Annotated in this window: 21 protein-coding genes; 1 reads left to right on the top strand and 20 read right to left on the bottom strand. The window is 33.4% G+C overall.

The features are described 5' to 3' along the window. Positions 1-10 precede the first annotated feature (10 nt). The 19 genes from bshA to cmk all read right to left on the bottom strand — a co-directional run bounded on the left by bshA (position 11) and on the right by cmk (position 16980). On the bottom strand, positions 11-1129 hold the full coding sequence (gene bshA / locus HMPREF2864_RS01725) for an N-acetyl-alpha-D-glucosaminyl L-malate synthase BshA (protein ID WP_070544833.1): 1119 nt from the start codon (positions 1127-1129) through the stop codon (positions 11-13). 31 nt (positions 1130-1160) lie between these two features. After that, on the bottom strand, positions 1161-1484 hold the full coding sequence (locus tag HMPREF2864_RS01720; protein ID WP_002478181.1) for a nucleotide pyrophosphohydrolase: 324 nt from the start codon (positions 1482-1484) through the stop codon (positions 1161-1163). Positions 1485-1653: 169 nt separating this feature from the next. Continuing rightward, positions 1654-2349, bottom strand: coding sequence for a zinc metallopeptidase (locus tag HMPREF2864_RS01715; protein WP_002459089.1), 696 nt, complete (start codon positions 2347-2349; stop codon positions 1654-1656). Positions 2350-2394: 45 nt separating this feature from the next. Further along, on the bottom strand, positions 2395-2991 hold the full coding sequence (locus HMPREF2864_RS01710) for a DUF1405 domain-containing protein (RefSeq protein ID WP_070544832.1): 597 nt from the start codon (positions 2989-2991) through the stop codon (positions 2395-2397). A gap of 3 nt (positions 2992-2994) precedes the next feature. Next, positions 2995-3102 (bottom strand): hypothetical protein, encoded by a 108-nt coding sequence (locus tag HMPREF2864_RS12260; RefSeq protein WP_256277700.1) that lies wholly within the window; start codon positions 3100-3102, stop codon positions 2995-2997. Between the two features lie 161 nt (positions 3103-3263). Beyond that, positions 3264-3557 carry a YpiB family protein gene (locus HMPREF2864_RS12255; protein ID WP_256277698.1) on the bottom strand — a complete coding sequence of 98 codons (294 nt, stop codon included), beginning with the start codon at positions 3555-3557 and terminating at the stop codon, positions 3264-3266. 23 nt (positions 3558-3580) lie between these two features. Next, the gene (locus HMPREF2864_RS01700) at positions 3581-4825 is read right to left on the bottom strand and encodes a tetratricopeptide repeat protein (RefSeq protein WP_070544831.1); all 1245 of its coding nucleotides are present in this window, start codon (positions 4823-4825) and stop codon (positions 3581-3583) included. A 3-nt stretch (positions 4826-4828) separates the two neighbouring features. Continuing rightward, on the bottom strand, positions 4829-6124 hold the full coding sequence (aroA, locus tag HMPREF2864_RS01695) for a 3-phosphoshikimate 1-carboxyvinyltransferase (RefSeq protein ID WP_070544830.1): 1296 nt from the start codon (positions 6122-6124) through the stop codon (positions 4829-4831). A 10-nt stretch (positions 6125-6134) separates the two neighbouring features. Continuing rightward, positions 6135-7199, bottom strand: a complete 1065-nt coding sequence (gene aroB, locus HMPREF2864_RS01690) for a 3-dehydroquinate synthase (protein ID WP_070544829.1) — start codon at positions 7197-7199, stop codon at positions 6135-6137. 33 nt (positions 7200-7232) lie between these two features. Continuing rightward, positions 7233-8399 (bottom strand): chorismate synthase, encoded by a 1167-nt coding sequence (aroC, locus tag HMPREF2864_RS01685; protein ID WP_002459083.1) that lies wholly within the window; start codon positions 8397-8399, stop codon positions 7233-7235. 387 nt (positions 8400-8786) lie between these two features. Then, on the bottom strand, positions 8787-9236 hold the full coding sequence (ndk, locus tag HMPREF2864_RS01680; protein ID WP_037542929.1) for a nucleoside-diphosphate kinase: 450 nt from the start codon (positions 9234-9236) through the stop codon (positions 8787-8789). A 142-nt stretch (positions 9237-9378) separates the two neighbouring features. After that, complete coding sequence (locus HMPREF2864_RS01675; protein ID WP_037542925.1) at positions 9379-10335, bottom strand: polyprenyl synthetase family protein; 957 nt, start codon at positions 10333-10335, stop codon at positions 9379-9381. Position 10336: 1 nt separating this feature from the next. After that, positions 10337-11062 carry a demethylmenaquinone methyltransferase gene (locus HMPREF2864_RS01670; RefSeq protein WP_070572102.1) on the bottom strand — a complete coding sequence of 242 codons (726 nt, stop codon included), beginning with the start codon at positions 11060-11062 and terminating at the stop codon, positions 10337-10339. A gap of 12 nt (positions 11063-11074) precedes the next feature. Continuing rightward, positions 11075-11641: a heptaprenyl pyrophosphate synthase subunit A gene (locus HMPREF2864_RS01665; protein WP_070544827.1), complete on the bottom strand. Its 567-nt coding sequence runs from the start codon at positions 11639-11641 to the stop codon at positions 11075-11077. 276 nt (positions 11642-11917) lie between these two features. Further along, a complete protein-coding gene (locus HMPREF2864_RS01660; RefSeq protein ID WP_002478172.1) occupies positions 11918-12190 on the bottom strand; it encodes an HU family DNA-binding protein in 273 nt (90 codons plus the stop codon). A 169-nt stretch (positions 12191-12359) separates the two neighbouring features. Continuing rightward, the gene (locus HMPREF2864_RS01655) at positions 12360-13358 is read right to left on the bottom strand and encodes an NAD(P)H-dependent glycerol-3-phosphate dehydrogenase (RefSeq protein WP_002459077.1); all 999 of its coding nucleotides are present in this window, start codon (positions 13356-13358) and stop codon (positions 12360-12362) included. A gap of 17 nt (positions 13359-13375) precedes the next feature. After that, a complete protein-coding gene (der, locus tag HMPREF2864_RS01650) occupies positions 13376-14686 on the bottom strand; it encodes a ribosome biogenesis GTPase Der (RefSeq protein ID WP_070572100.1) in 1311 nt (436 codons plus the stop codon). A gap of 173 nt (positions 14687-14859) precedes the next feature. Beyond that, positions 14860-16038 (bottom strand): 30S ribosomal protein S1, encoded by a 1179-nt coding sequence (gene rpsA / locus HMPREF2864_RS01645; RefSeq protein WP_002459075.1) that lies wholly within the window; start codon positions 16036-16038, stop codon positions 14860-14862. A gap of 282 nt (positions 16039-16320) precedes the next feature. After that, positions 16321-16980, bottom strand: a complete 660-nt coding sequence (gene cmk, locus HMPREF2864_RS01640) for a (d)CMP kinase (RefSeq protein WP_002459074.1) — start codon at positions 16978-16980, stop codon at positions 16321-16323. 76 nt (positions 16981-17056) lie between these two features. On the opposite strand from cmk, the gene HMPREF2864_RS01635 reads away from it, so the two are divergent. Then, positions 17057-18025, top strand: coding sequence for an asparaginase (locus HMPREF2864_RS01635; protein WP_002459073.1), 969 nt, complete (start codon positions 17057-17059; stop codon positions 18023-18025). Positions 18026-18315: 290 nt separating this feature from the next. Here the strand turns inward: HMPREF2864_RS01635 and HMPREF2864_RS01630 are convergent, their stop codons facing one another. Then, the gene (locus HMPREF2864_RS01630) at positions 18316-19299 is read right to left on the bottom strand and encodes an amidohydrolase family protein (RefSeq protein ID WP_070544826.1); all 984 of its coding nucleotides are present in this window, start codon (positions 19297-19299) and stop codon (positions 18316-18318) included. Between the last annotated feature and the right edge of the window lie 183 nt (positions 19300-19482).

The following is a 19482-nucleotide window of genomic DNA, read 5'->3' as shown; positions in this document are numbered from 1 at the left end:
GATACCTCTTTTACTGTAACATTTTATTGTAATAATATTCATATTGGTCAGTAATAAGTTCTGAGCCAAAACGTTCTTTAATATCCTTTAGCATATTGTGTTGTATCGTCTGATATAATTGTGGATTATTTAATAGTTCTAGCACATATTCACTAGCCTGTGCACTATCACCAACGTCAACGATATAACCTGTTTCTCCATGCTTGATAACTTCTTTAATGCCTCCTACGTTTGAGCCAATCGGTACGACGCCTGTCTTCATCGCTTCCAACAAGCTTAACCCAAAACTTTCCTTTTCACTTAAAAGTAAGACAATATCTGCAAGTTGATAAAATTCACTCACACAATCTTGCTTTCCTAAAAATAACACATGATCTTCTACATTAAGGTCACGTGCTTTTTGACGCATATCACAGAGTTCAGGGCCATCACCCAACAATAATAACTTACTTGGTATGGATTGATGTACTTTTGCAAAAGTCTCAATTATAGTATCTATGCGTTTAACACGTCTAAAATTAGATACATGAATAAGTACGCTCTCCTCAGGAAGAATACCATACATGTTCTTTAGAGACTCATCATGTTTTGTCGGAAATTCATCCTCACGCACAAAGTTATAAATAGGAATGATATCTTTGTCAGTCTCAATAATATCTTTAGTTTGTTTAGCTAATGACTGACTGACGCTTGTCACTATGTCACTTTCTTCGATTCCGAATTTTATAGCATCTTTTAATGTGTGGTCATAACCAAGTACTGTGATATCTGTGCCATGAAGTGTTGTCATGATTTTTATATCTTTACCAGACATTTGGCGAGCAAGTATGCCGCAAACAGCATGTGGAACTGCGTAATGCATGTGTAATATATCTAAATCATACTCTTTAATAACTTCCGCAATTTTTGTACTTAAAGTGATATCATAAGGCGGATATTGAAATACGGCGTATTGATTAACTTCAACTTGATGAAAAGTGACGTTTGGCAAAGGCTTTCTAATTCTAAATGGTAGATTTGAAGTAATAAAATGAACTTCATGACCACGTTCTGCCATCTTAATGCCGAGTTCTGTAGCAATAATTCCCGAGCCACCCATTGATGGGTAGCATGTAATCCCAATTTTCATTTAGCCATAACTCCCCTCCCTTCCTATTACATCAAGACTTGCGCTCAAAACGGTTTTTATCACGTGTATTAAACTTTTTCATCGTTTCATTAAAGCTGTCAGTCATATCGATGTTTAAAGAGTTAGCGATGCAAAGAAGTACAAATAAATTGTCCCCTAGTTCGGCTTTTACGGTGTTATCTTCTTCTGAATCTTTCTTTTGTTTCTCACCATAATAATGATTAATTTCTCTAGCTAATTCGCCAACTTCTTCTGTTAAGCGTGCTAAGTTGGCTAAAGGAGAAAAGTATCCCGCTTTAAATTGACTGATGTATGCATCGACTTCTTTTTGCATCTCTTTCATAGATTTAGTCATTGTCATTCTCCTTTAATAATTATGTCTTATATAGTATATATCAAAATTTCTGAACATGCATTCGTCGTGCAATGACAAATAAAAAACAAGGTACAACTTGTGCACCTTGTTAAAGAATATGGCTATACGAATATCTCAAAATTGTAGCATTAAATGCTATATTTACTTGTTAATCACTAGAACGCGCAATAAGGATAAGTCTTACAAGTTCAGCAACAGCTGTTGCAGTAGCTGCCACATATGTCATCGCAGCGGCTGATAAAACTTTTTTAGCATGTTTATATTCTTTTTCATTTACAATATTTAAGCTTTGTATTTGTTTCATAGCACGTGAGCTGGCATCAAACTCTACTGGTAAAGTAACGATTGAAAACAATACGGCTAGTGACATTAATCCTGCACCAACCCATAACGCTGTTGAGCCAAAAGCACTACCAAGTGTTGTTAATACAATACCTAATAAGACAAGCATATAACTTAGTGAACTACCAATATTTGCAAAAGGTACTAACGCTGTTCTAAAGCGTAAGAATGCATAACCTTGTGCATGTTGAATTGCATGCCCAACTTCGTGCGCAGCAATTGCTGTGCCAGCTACAGATGGACGATCAAAGTTAGCTGGAGATAAACAAACGACTTTCTTTTTTGGATCGTAGTGATCTGTTAAAAAGCCTTCTCCTCGTACTACTTCGACATCATAAATACCGTTAGCATGCAGGATTTCTTCAGCGACTTCACGTCCTGTTTTACCACTTGTAGATCTGACTTGTGAATATTTTTCATAATTTGACTTTACGTTGTGTTGTGCCCACATAGGAATCGCCATAATGATGACAATATAAATTATATAAGACATTAAAGACATTAAACTCACTCTCCCTTTGATAATATTTTACTGAGAACACGCACATTAAGCAAATAATTTAAACTTTAATATGGAACCAAATATATAATATAACAGAATACTCATGAAACTTAAACATACTGTAAATACAGCAATTGGAACAAGGTGCATAGCGATAAAGTCATATATAGGATACTGCTCAAATAGATAGTCTATCGCATCGTTAATGAATAGCCATAATGAACCAACTGCTATTGCAAAAGACGAACGTTGTAGTCGTGGATAAATATAACATGCTTCCATAGCCATTATGGCGTGAGATAATAGCAGGAGTAGACCATTTATTGTTATATCATGATTTTCAATAAACATTAAAATGTTCATGCTGACAGCCCAAATACCATATTTAAACAATGTTAAAAAAGCTAGAGTACCAACAATACTACAACGTTTATTGTTCAAGAAGCAATATAATGTTAAACATAAAAATAACGAAGTGGTTGGACTATCAGGTACAAATGGTAAAAAATACCATGTTGTTGAAGATAATTGTTCAGCATACCAGTAATAGCCATATAACGTACCTAAAACATTGCAAAACAAAAGCAATAAAAGAAACGATTTATAATATAAGGATAGTTCCCAAATTTCACGAATGCGCATAATTTAATCCTCTAGATTGTTATTAGTCATGTGTTGAGCTTTAATCGTATTTAGAACATGTGTTAATTGCGTAAAACGTTCTGTGTCATGCATCAATAAACTTAAATCAATATTTTCATACAGCTGACTTAAAAATTGATGTTGTAACGTACTATTTGAAGATAAGGTATGAATATAAGGTAAATAGGATTGGTATCGCTCAGATTGTACTATTTGTGCTAAAATAAGCTGTTCTAATTTCGCATCCGGTCCGACGTGAAGTGGAAAATGTATTAAGATATCAAATGGTGTAGATTGTGAGAAATAATGACATTAAAAATCTCATTAGAATTAATAAGGTGGTTATGATGATATTTATACTGAATTGCTTCATCATCAGCACCAACAAGTGAAAGCTCAAGTGTTGGGTGAGATGGAATCTTTTCTACAACAAAATGAATTTGGCTAAGCATTTTATCAGATGCTTTAATATAGTTAAGTAACCAAACACTTATACGTGATTTAAAATGATAATGAAACAAAGCATATTCTATATAGCTTTGTTTCATTTGTGTAAGTGAATCCATCTGCACTATATTACCCCCTCTTATCAATTTTCAAGTCTAGCGGTTTCTTCGTGCCAAATTTCATTGCTAGGATCTAATTCTAACAGTTGATTTAAAATTTGTTGCGCATGATTTTTGTCACCAATTTCTAATAAATAGTAATAATAATCACTTAAAAATGCACTCTGCGTCTTAAGGGTTGGATAGGCTAATTCAAAGAAATGCTGAGCCTCTTTATCGCGTTCTTCTTGGCCAAAAGCAAAAGCAAGGTGCCATGTAAATACGGGATCTAAATCTTCTTCGTCTACGTATTGCAAGAGGTTAATCAACGCTTCATAATCTTCTTCAGAACGGAATAAATCAGCTAATAATAGTAATGGCTCGTGATAAGCATTATCCACTTCTAGAGCTTGTTTGAGTAATGCGACACCTTCATTAGCGTCTCCATGTTCTATTTCAATACTACCAGTTGAAACCATTAACTCTTTATAAAATTGACTTAATCGTAGACCTTCTTTACCAATTTCTATTGCATCAGCATAATTCTTTTCATGTTCATATAACTGTTGAAGGTAATAATAACCTTGTAAAAAGTCTGGATCTTTGGTTAACAAAGTAGTCATGATTTTAATGGCTTCTAATGACAAATCATTTTTCTCATACGCAATTGCTTTTTTAAAATAATCATCGGACGTCATTTCTTCATCGCTGATTTCATCAAATAAACGGATGGCATCGGAATAATTACCACTTTGTAAACTACAATCAGCCATACGCGCAAATAAATTAATACCATTAATTTCATATTCACCAGTGTCTAACACTGTTTGGTACTCATGTGTCGCGCGCAGATACTGACCGTCATAATACAATATTTCTGCCAAAGCAAAGTGTATAATTGGATCGTTGGGTTCGAGATCTCGAGCTTCTATTAATTTATCAATAGCGACCTCTAACATATTTATTTGTTGATAAAGGTCGGCTTCAAGCATTAATTTCTCTGTTGAGGTTTCAACGTGGCTTAAATATTCGAGCGCTTCATCTGTTTGGTTTTCAGCGATTAGTCCCTCAATAAAATAAATCAGCAATTCACTTTCATCGGGATATTTATGATAAAGTGTTCTAAAAACTTCTAATCCTTGAGGCATGAGGCCAAAATTATACAATGTTTCGCCTAAGATAAACAAAGCATCATCATTTGGAGATGTTAATGCATCGTTTACACGAGAATCTATATTGTCTATTTTTTGTAGATTGATATCGTCTATCAATTTGTAGATATCTTCCATTTGTTATTCTCCCTCATTTTCTAACTGCTTTAATTTTGATAAGAAACCTGGAAAAGAAACATTTACAGCATCGAACTGTTTAATTTCAAGTGGTTCTGATGAAAGTAATGATCCAATGGCTAACATCATACCAATACGATGATCGGATAAGCTATCAACTACTGCAGCTCTTGTCAATGATGATGGATGGATGATTAGGCCGTCCGCAGTGGGTTGAATATCAAATCCTAATAAGCCTAGCATATCTGCAGTTGTATCAATACGGTTTGTTTCTTTCACTTTTAATTCTGTAGCATCTTTAATAATGCTTGTACCTGTTGCTTGTGTACATAGTAACGCGATAATTGGTAATTCATCAATCGATTTAGGCACAAGCTCACCATCAATATGAATTGGTTTTAAATTTGGTGTATATTGAACATGAATTGATGCAGTAGGTTCAGCCTCTTGTGTTTGATTTAAAAGTTCAATGTGCGCACCCATTTTTAGTGCGATATCTATAATACCTGATCGTGTTGGATTAATGCCAACGTTATGAATTGTAATATCACTGCCAGGTGTAATTAAAGCTGCCACAATAAAGAAAGCAGCTGATGAAATATCGCCAGGTACAGTGAAATCACGTGCTTTAATATGTTGAATAGCATTCTTTGGTACTGTAATAGATTTACCATCAATCGTAATTGGAATATTAAAATGTTTAAACATTGTTTCAGTATGATTTCTACTTAATTCTTTCTCTATAACTGTCGTGCTATCATTGGCAAATAAACTTGCAAGCAGTATCGCACTTTTAACTTGTGCACTTGCAACCTCCATCTCGTATCGAATACCATGAATATTTCCTGGTTGAATAATGAGTGGCGTGTAATTATTATCAACACTTGAAATATTAGCTTGCATTAATTGCAGGGGTTTAAGTATACGATCCATAGGTCTTTTTCCAATTGAAATATCACCTGATAAAACGCTTTGAATCCCAACGCCACTTAGTAATCCTGCTAATAATCTTGTTGTTGTACCTGAATTACCAGTATATAGTACTTGATGAGGTGTCTTAAAGTTCCTATAACCAGGAGAATCGATATAAACATTATCATCTTTAATGGTAATATCTACACCAAGTAACTTGAAGATATTTAATGTTCTCAAACAATCTTCACCTAAAAGCGGTTGATAAATAGCTGTTTTTCCAGATGCTAATGAAGCTAACATAATAGCGCGATGTGTCATAGATTTATCACCAGGAACCATTATTTCACCTTTGAGTGGACCTGTAATATGAATAGTTTGTGTCATGCTATATCACCTACTTATAATATGATAATAAATCTTTAAATGCCTTATGAAGTATGTCTTTATCTACGTGCTGAACAACCGGTTGTCCAATAGATTTAAGTAATACCATTTGAATACCCTTACCATTATTTTTCTTATCACCTAACATGAGATGATATAGTTGATCAAACTGCATTGTTGAAATAAATTGCGTTGGGTATTGTAATTTCTCTGCATAGTCTACAAAGTGTTTAATATTAAAGTTTGATCTTAATATTTCATTAGCAACTATAAATTGATAAATGATACCGAACATAATCGCGTGACCATGAGGGATTTTATATTGATATTCTATTGCGTGACCAAAAGTATGACCCAAGTTTAAAAATTTTCGTTTGCCTTGCTCTTTTTCATCCTCAGTGATAATTTCAAGTTTAGTTTGAATGCCTTTAAAAATAAAATGCTCAATATCTTTTAAAGATTGTAATTTTGATTGGTTTGGAAAGGCGTTTTCTATAGATTGAAAGTCATACGTATTGGATAATAATGCATGTTTATATACTTCGGTATAACCACTTAATACTTCTTCATATGGCAATGTTTGAAGAAAATCCAAGTCATAGACGACAGCATTAGGGCGATGGAATGCTCCAATTAAATTCTTACCATGTTGAGAATTAATGCCTACTTTACCACCAACGCTTGAATCATGAGCCAAGATGGTTGTTGGCACTTGAATAAAATGGACTCCTCTTAATAAGGTTGCTGCCAAAAATCCTGTGAAATCTCCTGTAGCACCACCACCAATCGCAACTAAACATGTTTCACGCGTTGGTTGATAACTAAGTATTTGTTCAATGACTTGATGATAATGGTCAAATGATTTGGTACGTTCTCCTGCTGGAATGGTAATTTTGATTGCATGTTGCGCAGTTACATAATCATTAATTTTGGCTTTGAAGTTAAAATCTACATATTCATCAACTATAACGAAAATTTTATCATAGTCATCTGTGACGCTTGATAGATATTGAAATGCACCGTGTTCTACAATAATGGGATAATTATTTGTGTCATAAGTTGTTGTTAATTCCATTGAATACACCTTCTATTTATTGATTAAACTTGTCTAAAATTCAATATTTAATTGACGACGTTCTTCGATTTGTGACACAAGTTGCTCCATGTGGTTAGATTGAAATTCTTCAAGTATTGCTTTCGCTATTTCAAAGGCAACGACATGTTCACAAACTACACTTGCGGCAGGTACAGCACAACTGTCTGAACGTTCAATGGTTGCTTTAAAGTCCTCTTTCGTATTAATATCTACTGAATTTAAAGGTTTATATAATGTTGGAATAGGTTTCATCACACCATTAATAATTAGTGGCATACCGTTTGTCATTCCACCTTCAAAGCCACCTAGATGATTTGTAGCTCTATAATATCCTTTATTTTTATCGTAATGAATTTCATCTTGAATCGCACTTCCAGGTTTTTCAGCAGCTTTAAATCCTTCACCGAAACTCACACCTTTAAAGGCATTAATACTAACAACACCTTGAGCAATACGACCATCTAATTTTCTATCGTATTGTACATAACTGCCAACACCAACTGGCATATGTTCAACCATCACTTGAACAACACCGCCAATTGAGTCCCCTTCTCGTTTAGCTTCATCTATTTTATCGCGCATTGCTTGAGCAATCTTGTCATCAACCACACGTACATCATTTTTATCAATATTTGATTTGAAAGTGTTTGGATCGTATAAAGCTTTGTCTTTAATACCACCAATCTCTACAACACGACTGTACATATTTATACCAAGCTGTGCCAATAATAGTTTACATACTGCACCTACAGCTACGCGTGCAGCTGTTTCTCTTGCAGAAGAACGCTCTAAGACATTTCTCAAATCTCTATGATTATATTTCATACCACCAATTAAATCGGCATGACCTGGTCTCGGTTTAGTAATGGTTCGCTTCATTTCTTGTTGTTCTTTTGCTGTGATTGGTTCTACACCCATGATATTGCGCCAATGAGTGAAATCATCATTTGTTACGACAATAGTAATTGGACTTCCCAATGTATAGCCATTTCTAACGCCAGAAACAATTTGTACGGCATCTTTTTCTATTTGCATTCTACGTCCTCTTCCATAACCGCCTTGACGTTTAAACATTTCCTTATTAATATCTTCTGCGTTGATCGCTAAATTTGCAGGAACACCTTCAATAATAACAGTAAGTTGTGGACCATGTGATTCACCGGATGTTAAATATCTCATGATGATTAGCTCCTTCCCATATGTTAATAATTCTCATATGTTCTTATGTTACCATATATGGAAAAGTAAAATAATAAAAATTAAGGGAGTAACTATTTTAAATCAAGCTATTAGGAATAGATATGACTATAGAACAATCTTCTTTAATTAACTGTCTGGGACATAAAATTTTTAGACAAGTAAAAAAGGAAAATTTCTATTGAAATTGCCTTTTCTAAGTATGTTGATATAAAATTACATATCAATGAGACGTATTGAATAAAAAAGAAGCATTCAGATGAATTGAATTGAATTCATCTGAATGCTATTTTTCTAGGAATTATGCCCTAGATTGCTAGAGATATAGATGTCATACCTCTTAAGATTGGATAAAATGAACTTATGAAATTATTCGTATAACCACTTATCCCTAGGTGCTGAATAGTTACTGATTTCATTTTCATCAAACCATAAATGAATTTCTCTTTCAGCCGAAGCTAATGAATCAGAACCATGAATAACATTTCTCCCAACAGTTAAACCTAAATCACCTCTAATTGAACCTGGTGCTGCTTCTGCTGGATTAGTTTGACCAATAATATGACGAGACACATTAACGGCATTCTCTCCTTCAACTACCATTGCAAATACAGGAGCTGAAGTGATAAATGAAATCAATCCATCGTAAAAAGGTTTACCTTTATGTTCGGCATAATGTGCTTCGGCTAATGAAGTTGATACAGTCATCAGCTTTGCGCCTACAAGCTTTAAACCTTTATTTTCAATTCTAGAAATAATATTTCCTATTAAATTACGCTGTACAGCATCTGGTTTTAGCATTAAAAATGTTCGTTCCACTGTGTATCCCCCTGTTTTCATGTTCCAAAAATGATTATCCTTTACACTATTTTTATGTATATGTGTGTGTAGCATGTAAGAAACCTGCTACTAACTTAATAGTAACAGGTGTTTAAAGCGCTTTCAAGATATTAATTTGTGCTTATATTTCTCGGGAACCCATTTTTTTAATTAATTTTCGGAATAAATTTTGAGCATGTGGCTCGTTTAAACTATCTATAAGTTTTAATGCTTTATTTAAATAATGATCGCTTACTTCTTTAGCTTCATGAATACTCTCAGAATTTCGTATATCTTGGATACATATTTCGAAATGCTCTTTAGGGCTTTCGGATGTTAAATCTGTTATTTTTTTCTTGAATTGACTGTTACGTCGCATTTCAAGTAATACAGGTAATGTAATATGTCCGTTCATTAGATCACTGCCAACGGGTTTTCCTAATTTATTTTCAGAACTTGTGAAATCAAGAATATCATCTATAATTTGGAAACTCATACCTATGTAATGACCAATCATTTTTAATTTATAAACGGTTTGTTGAGAGGCATTAGATGTTAAAGCGCCTACCTCTGTAGCCAATTGAATCAATAGCGCAGTTTTACGATTAATACGTCTTAAATAATTAGATATTGTTTGGTTACTGTTGAATTGATCTTGGAATTGAAATAGTTCTCCACGACAAACATCCACTATAGATGTAGAAATAATGGTATGAATTCGCGGATGATTAACTTCTGATAATTGTTCTAAGCCTAGCGCTAATAAAAAATTGCCAGTTAAAATAGCGGTAGTTTGGTCCCACTTTTTAGAAATTGTTAATCGACCTCTGCGTTTATCACTTTTGTCAATTACATCGTCATGCACAAGTGTTGCCATATGGATGAGTTCTAATGCTACAGCTACTTTATATGTATCTTCTGACTGTTTTGATTTACCAAATTGACTACTCAGTATGACAAATGCTGGTCTCACTCTTTTGCCTCCAGATGACAATAAATGAAGAGATGCTTCTTCAAGCACAGTATCATTACTTTTGATTATTTGTTCAAGAAGGTTATTTACTTTTTTAATTTCATTATTTATGTTTAACTTTGCCACGTTAATCACCTTTGGTAGAACTTTTTTCTTTATAGCCAAGGTGCATTGCAGCAACGCCACCTGTAAAGCTACGTACTTTAATGTTACTAAAACCAGCTTGACTAAATAGTCGTTTTAACTTTTCTTTATCTGGAAAATTAAATGTTGATTGTTGTAGCCATTCGTATTCTTCTTTAGATTTTGCAAAGAGTTTGCCAAAAATAGGCATAACGAATCTAAAATATAATTTGTAAACTTGTTTGAAAACAGGCATTGTAGGTTGACTAGTTTCTAGGCACACAACCATACCGCCTGGTTTTAGTACGCGATGCATTTCTTTCAGAGCGCCTAAATAATCTGGTACATTACGTAAACCAAAACCTATTGTTACATAGTCAAAAGAGTCATCTTCAAAAGGCAAATGCATAGCATCACCATGAACAAGATGAACATTATCCATAGCGGAAGTTTTTTCTTTTCCAACTTTTAACATATTTTCACTAAAATCAAGTCCAGTAACCTCACCGTTAGGGCCGACTGCTTTGCTTAATGCAATTGTCCAATCTGCCGTTCCACAGCATACGTCCAATGCAACGCTGTCTTTTTTAACACGCATTTCTTTCATTACATGTTTACGCCAAACTTTATGTTGTTCAAAGCTAATAATATTGTTTAAGCGATCATATATTTGCGAAATATTTTGAAAAACGGTATGTACTTGTTCTTTTTTTGCATTATTGTCAGCCATTATGATTTACCTCTACTTTTTTTCTATAAAACTTTGATTAATTTTTTGAATATCAATTTTTGCTTTTTCTTTGCTATACATTTTTAAATATGATGGATAATATGTTTCAATATCTTCAAAAAGATACTTATAGATATTTGCTATGTCAATTTCTTCACTAAAATAAGATATCGTGATTTGGGGAAATATCGCTTCTATCTTTATGATAGCATCTGTGACTTCTTCTTCGGAAAGTGTTTGCTGATGCAAAGAAGACTTGATTTCATTTACTGTTATAATTGTCTTACTCATTGATAATTGAAAAGCTGGTTCATTTAAATCAGCTAACAATGTATAAAAATGGGCACTTAGTAAGTCACCAATAAGTATAGAATGTTTTGATAAGTTATTATCTGTTATACCATCTAGATGTCTCATTGATGTATCAATTGTGAGGCATGCAAGTTTCGCTTGTTCAGGGATATCGTATTTATCTAATAAACTACCAAGCTTTTGGTTAATATGGATTGGCTCATAGTCTGATATACCCTTTAACCTAACTTCAATTTGTTTATTTAGTTTACTTATAGTCGTTTCCATTTTCACACCTCACGATATTATCAATATACATCTTAACATTATCTGCTTGAAAATTAAATAAAGATAGAACTTCTATCTGATGTCAAAGTTAAAACGCATGAGCATGTTGTTAATAAATATTAAAATTTTCTTATTTTGATCAACCTGTGATATTTGAATACAGTAGAGCCGGAGTACAATTAGATTTTAAAGTTTAATTGTAACGAAACTTATGTTATTTATGCATTTTTAACTATAAATAAAAAAGCCCTTTTAAAAGGGCTTTAATTAAGTAAACTATTTAACAGCATCTTTTAATGCTTTACCAGCTTTAAATGCTGGTACTTTACTTGCAGGTATTTCGATTTCTTTGCCAGTTTGAGGGTTACGTCCTTTACGTGCAGCACGTTCACGTACCTCAAAGTTTCCGAAACCAATTAATTGAACTTTTTCACCTTTAGATAAAGAAGTTTGGATTGATTCGAAAACAGCATCTACAGCTGAACCAGCTTGTTTTTTAGTTAAGTCAGCTTGTTCTGCAACTGCATTAATTAAATCTGTTTTGTTCATATCAGATTCACCTCCTGATAAATGATAATGATAACTTAATACCATTATGGTATGACTTTAACACAATGAGACTAATAACCGCAATGATTTATGTGCGATAAACCTTGAAATAGAGCGATTTATTGATAAGTTTTTAAGTTAATATGCATTTATAGTGTAAAAATACACATTATTCCGATTTTTTATCTCTTCCCATTAATTTTTTTACGCCATCTTTAACAGGTTCGTTTTCAAATAATACTTCATATAAAGCATTGGTAATAGGCATATCAACGTGGAGCGATTTAGCTAAATGGTAAACAGATTTTGTAGTGTATATACCTTCTACAACCATATTCATTTCATTTAATGCTTCGTCCATCGTTTTACCTTGACCTAATTTGTATCCTAGAGTAAAGTTACGAGAATGTGTTGATGTACATGTTACGATTAAATCACCTATTCCACCCAACCCTAAAAACGTCATAGGATCAGCGCCTAACTTTTCCCCTAAACGACTAATTTCTGCTAAACCGCGAGTCATTAATGCTGCTTTAGCATTATCGCCAAAGTTAAGTCCTGCTACAATTCCACTTGCTACTGCAATAATATTTTTTAATGCGCCACCTAATTCAACACCAATTAAATCGTTGTTTGTATAAACGCGTAAATAATCATTCATAAATAAGTCTTGAATGAGTTGACTAACTGCTTCATCTTTTGAAGATGCAGCTACTGTAGTTGGTTGTTTAATCACGACTTCTTCTGCATGACTTGGCCCTGATAAGACACCTATACCTGCATTATGTTCTGGAGCAATTGTATCTTCTAACATTTCTGATACACGTTTGAATGTGCCATTTTCAATTCCTTTTGCGACATGAATAAATGTTTTTTTAGAAGATAAGTGCTGATCAATTTCACCTGCTACTTCTCGCATCGCTTTTGTTGGTAAAGCCATCAGAAAAACGTCTGAAAATTGTATAGCTTGATTAATATCAGTTGTAGCTTTAATGCTATCACAAAGTTTAGCTTCTTTAAGATATTGTGGATTCATATGATGTTCATTTAGATTATTTACATTTTGTTCATTTTTCCCCCACATTAATACATCATGGCCGTTTTCAGCTAGTACATTTGCTAATGCGGTTCCAAAACTTCCCATACCAAAAATAGATATCTTTGTCATAATGATCCTCACTTTCTTTAATTTCGTTTTCTTGGAATAATATGAATCGGCGTGCCTTCAAAACCAAAAGCATCACGAATTTGGTTTTCTAAATAGCGTTTATAAGAAAAATGCATCAATTCAACATCGTTAACAAATATAACGAAGGTTGGTGGTTCAATTGCTACTTGAGTAGCATAGAAAACATTTAAACGGCGACCTTTATCTGTAGGTGTTGGATTCATTGAAATCGCATCTGTAACTACTTCATTTAGTGTAGAGCTTTGAACACGTTTTTTATGATTTTCGCTTGCTTCATTGATATAAGGGAACAGTGTACGTAATCTTTGTCGCTCTTTGGCTGAAACAAATGCAATTTGTGCATAATCTAAAAATTGAAAGTTTTTACGAATATCATCTGTAAATTTTTTCATTGTTTTACTATCTTTTTCGACAGTGTCCCATTTATTGACAACAATTACGACCGCTTTTCCTTCTTCATGTGCATAACCTGCAACGCGTTTGTCTTGCTCGATAATACCTTCTTCAGCATCAATAACAATAAGAACGACATTAGACCGTTCAATTGCTTTTAATGCACGTAAAACTGAATATTTTTCGGTAGACTCGTAAACCTTCCCTTTTTTGCGCATACCTGCTGTATCTATTAAGACATAATCTTGGTTATCATAAGTATACTCAGTATCGATTGCATCTCGAGTTGTACCCGCTACATTAGAAACAATAACGCGTTCTTCTCCAAGAATGGCATTCACTAAACTTGATTTTCCAACATTTGGACGTCCGATAATTGAAAGTCTAATTGTATCTTCATCATATGGATCCTCAGTTTCTTTATTGAAGTGCTTAACAACTTCGTCGAGTAAATCACCTAAGCCTAAGCCGTGGGAACCAGAAATTGGATAAGGTTTACCAAAACCTAAAGCGTAAAAGTCATAAATATCAGTTTTCATTTCTGGATTATCGACTTTATTTACTGCAAGAACAACTGGTTTTTTAGATTTATATAAAATTTGAGCAACCATTTCATCACTTTGAGTTAAACCTTCACGTACATTAACCATAAAAATGATAACATCAGCTTCGTCAATTGCAATTTCCGCTTGTGCTCTGATTTGAGTTTGAAATGGCGCATCTCCGATTTCTATACCACCTGTATCAATGATATTGAATTCATGAGTTAACCATTCGCCTGAAGAATAGATACGGTCACGTGTGACACCAGGAGTATCTTCTACTATAGATACACGTTCACCGACTACTCTGTTAAAAATTGTAGACTTGCCTACATTTGGCTTACCTACAATTGCTACTACAGGTTTAGTCATTTGTTAATTCCTCTCTTTCTTAAATCTCTATAATTTTATCATATGCGTACTTTAAATCAAATAAACATTAATTTCTAGAGCTATAGCATCACATCATTTTTAAAATAATAATAGCCCAATTAAAGTAGATACCTTAACCGGACTAAATAAAAACGGATTATAAAAATAACGAATTAGAATTTTAAATCTTTAAATTTGTCTCCGAACATATCTCCTAATGTTGGATTGTCATCATCGCTATCATTATCTATATAAGATTGTGTTGTTGCCTCATCGCTTTCAATGACATCTTCATTAGGTAAAGTTGCTTTAATTGAAAGTGAAATACGTTCATTATCTTCGTCAACACCAAGAATTTTGACATTGACTTGTTGGCCAGGTTCAAGTTTTTCACTTGGAGAACCGATGTGTTTATGGTCTATTTCTGAAATATGGACTAATCCTTGAACACCTGGTGCTACTTCAACAAAGGCACCAAAAGCAGCTAATCTTACAACTGTACCTTCGATAACATCACCTTCATGGAATTGGCCTTTAATGCGTTCGAAAGGTGTTGGAAGTGTGTCTTTGATAGACAGAGAAATACGTTCTGAATCTTTCTCTACAGATTTGACTTTCACTTCTACTTCTTGTCCTACACTAACAACGTCTTCAGGAGAATCTACATGTTCATGTGAAAGTTCTGATACATGTACAAGTCCATCTACACCACCAATATCAATAAAGGCACCAAAGTTTGTTAAACGTGCTACTTTACCTTTAATAACGTCTCCAGCATTAAGAGAATCAAGTAAAGATGCTTTTTTAACTTCATTTTCTGCTTGTTCTACAGCTTTACGGCTTAAAATGACTCTATTTTTTTCCGGTTCTAATTCTTCGACTTTAATTTTAATAGTTTGACCGTCAAACACAGAGAAGTCTTCGATAAAATCTGTTGAAATAAGTGAAGCGGGCACAAAGCCTCGTTGACCTACGTCTACCACTAAACCGCCTTTAACTACTTCAGTAACTTTTGCTTCAATTACTTCATCGTTATTAAGTTTCTCTTGTAAGTATTCATAGGATTTTTCAGTTTCAAGTTGTCTTTTAGATAGAATGTAAGCACCTGATTCATTTTCTTCATCAACTTCAATTTTAGTGACATACGCTTCGATGCTGTCACCTACGCTAACTACTTCATTTGGATTATCAATATGATGTGTAGAAAGTTGACTTATTGGAATGATACCATTGTATTTACCACCATTAATGTGAACTACAACTTGTTTATCTTCAACTTGTTGAACTTCACCGGTGATTTTGTCACCTTCTTTTATATCATTGATCATTGATTCGTTGAATTCTTCAGTCATCTTGTTTGCCTCCTTATACACTACATAATTATAACATCTTATAATATGACAGAATTGTCAAGAAATTCCTTCTCATGCGAATCATGAAACATAAACTTGTCAGAGCTTCTTGAAAAAAGTAATGAAAAAGATTATTGAATATTCAAGAATTTAAAAAGTAATTTTTAGGTCTTTAATTGATATATACACGTAATATATACAACTTTATTATATGCCTTAATGTACTTTTGATAAAAGAAAAGCAACTATGATTTTAAACGTTAATCATAGTTGCTAGTAACATTATTTAATTTTGTCTACCAAATTTAAAATTTCATCTGTAACTTCTTCGATTGATTTTCCTGTTGTATCTAATGTAATGGCATCTGTAGCTTTTTTTAGTGGTGAAATTTCTCGGTTCATGTCATATTGATCACGTTCAGCAATATCAATCTTTAATTGTTCGATATTAGATTCAATGCCGCGTTGTTCATTATCTTTTTGACGACGTTCAGCACGCTCTTCAACGGAAGCTATCATATACACTTTAAGTTCTGCATCAGGTAGAACTACGGTACCAATGTCTCTACCATCCATAACAATCCCTTTTTGATGTGCAAGTTTTTGTTGGATTTTAACTGCGAATTTTCGAATTGGTGCCTTTGATGCGACATATGACACGTGACTCGTGACTTCGTTATCACGCAAAAAATCTGTAACATCTTCGTCATCAAGAAGGATGCGTTGGCCTTTTTCAGGGTCATATGTAAGCTGCAAGGTTGTATGTTGGATTAAATCTTCGAAGTCTTCCGTTTTATTTAGTTTTAAATATTTATATGTTAATGCCCGATACATAGCACCAGTATCCACATATATCATTTTTAATTGAGTTGCAACACGCTTTGCAATCGTGCTTTTTCCTGCTGCTGCTGGTCCATCCAACGCAATATTAATTGAAGCCATTATTAAATTACCTACCTTGTTGTTTTATTTATAATATTTTATCATAAATATGTAAATGATAACTAGGAGGACACATATGAAAAAGTTACTTGTCATTCATACAGGCGGAACGATTAGTATGTCACAAAATCACTTAAATAAAGTGATAACTAACAAGAATAATCCAATTTCTCAACATGAATCATTGATACAGCAATATGCTGACATCCAAGAGGTACATCCTTTTAATGTGCCCTCCCCACAAATAACTATTGAACATATTATTCAGTTAAAAGATATTATTGAATCTGCAAATATCAATAATGAATATGATGGATTCGTTATAACTCATGGTACAGATACTTTAGAAGAAACAGCTTTTTTACTGGATTTAATTATTAGCATTGAGGCTCCAATTGTCATTACGGGTGCAATGCGTTCCTCAAATGAAATTGGTTCGGATGGCTTATATAATTTTATAAGTGCCATTAGGGTTGCAACGTCTAAAGAGGCGCAGAATAAAGGTGTAATGGTTGTGTTTAATGATGAAATTCATACTGCACGTAACGTAACAAAAACGCACACGTCTAATATCAATACTTTTCAAAGTCCTAATCATGGCCCATTAGGTGTCTTAACAAAAGATAATGTTCAGTTCCATCACCGTCCATATCAGCAGACTGTATACTCAAAAGTGAATGCCGACCTTGTAGTACCTTTGATTAAAGCGTATTTAGGAATAAGTAGTGATATTTTTAACTTTTATGCTCAGCAACAAGTTGATGGCATTGTTATAGAAGCGTTAGGACAAGGAAATTTACCAACAACATGTTTAGCTGGATTAGAACGTTGTATACAACAGCAAATCCCTGTAATAATTGTTTCTCGTTCATTCAATGGTATTGTAAGTCCGACTTATGCTTATGAAGGCGGTGGTTATGATTTAGAATCGAGAGGTTGCATTTTTTCAAATGGATTGAATGGGCCTAAAGCGAGATTAAAATTATTAGTTGGCTTGAGTAATCAATTAACACTTAAACAATTGAATAGTTATTTCAATTTTTAATGTTTAATAATAAATAAGGTTGATAAGTCTAGTTAGAATACTTTATGTAGTTAATTATTTTAAACAATGAATAATTAGAATTAAATATGGAAATATAATTATTTTATATGGGTAGTAGATCCGGGATATTATTATGTTTTAGGCTATCAACTAAATACTGGCAGTAGTTGACTGGATTGAAAATACGCTGATACCAACCCTTTTCAATTCTAGTCAACCTTTGCCGGGGCGGGACTACGAATTCATAATGAACGCTGTCCTGTTCCCTCCTGCGCTAGTATTAACATTAACTAAAAACTATCTTTAAATCTTGGGAATAATGTGAGTGCATTATTTCTTTTAACATCTTCAATCTTTTGAGGGTTAAAATTAGCATCATTTTCTATAGTGTTAATCATTAATTTGTCAATTTTTTCAGGTGCATAGTGGGCGTCACTACCAAATAGAATATGATCATCTGTTGTTGTCTCATCTAATGCTTTGAATGTTGCTAACTGTGTTGATAACGCAGTATCGTAATAAAAATCACTTATATAGTCTTCAGGTGATTTAGAAAGGGTTACATATTTACTATTATCCATTGTTTGTTTAATAAGTTCGTAACATTGATTAATTCGCCATGTTAGATATGGAAGTGTGCCACCTGCATGAGCTAAAATAATTTTAATATTAGGATATCGGTCCATCGTTCCACTCAAAATCAGATTAGCAGCTGCTCGTGTAGTATTAAATGTAAACTCAGCCATAAAGTCGACTGGCATGTATTTTGGTCGAGGTACATAATCTGGCGGTGTACTTGGATGAATAAAGAGAACTGCTTGTCTGTCATTTAAAACTCTCATTAAATCCTCAAATTCAGGATCTCCTAAAAATGATTCACTATAGTTTGACAACAATGCCACACCATCTAATTTCAGCGTATCTAAAGCATAAATTGCCTCTTCTATAGCGCCTTCAACGTCAGGAAGTGGTAAAGTAGCGAATGCTCCAAAACGATTTGGATAATCATTGATGAGTTTTGCTTGAAGTTCGTTAATATTTCTTGCTACGTCTTTCCTTTTTTCTGGATCTAATGGTTCAAGAGCAGGATCAGAAATAGAAGTAATACCCGCCTCGATACCTAACCGATCCATCATCTCAATGCTATCTTGGGGTTCCCATTTTTTTATTTTAAGTCCACCAGCTTTATCGATGCCACTATCATTTAATGCTTTTAAATAAATTTCGGGAATAATATGATGATGAATGTCTATATATCCACTACGTTTAACCATAAATAAACGCCTCCAATTTTTAAACTTCTATACAACTCGACTATTTATAGACAACTTGTATAGAAACCATGTTACGCTTAGTATGAATAATTTCAATGAACAAAAATTATTAAATTGTATATTAAACTACAAAATATTCATTAGTGTAAATAAAATATAAGATTATAGATAAAAATATGAGTT

The organism is Staphylococcus sp. HMSC059F04, assembly GCF_001812565.1.
Classification (GTDB): Bacteria; Bacillota; Bacilli; order Staphylococcales; family Staphylococcaceae; genus Staphylococcus; species Staphylococcus lugdunensis.
Note: the sequence above shows the minus strand (reverse complement) of the source record. Positions and strands in the feature narration are given on the sequence as shown.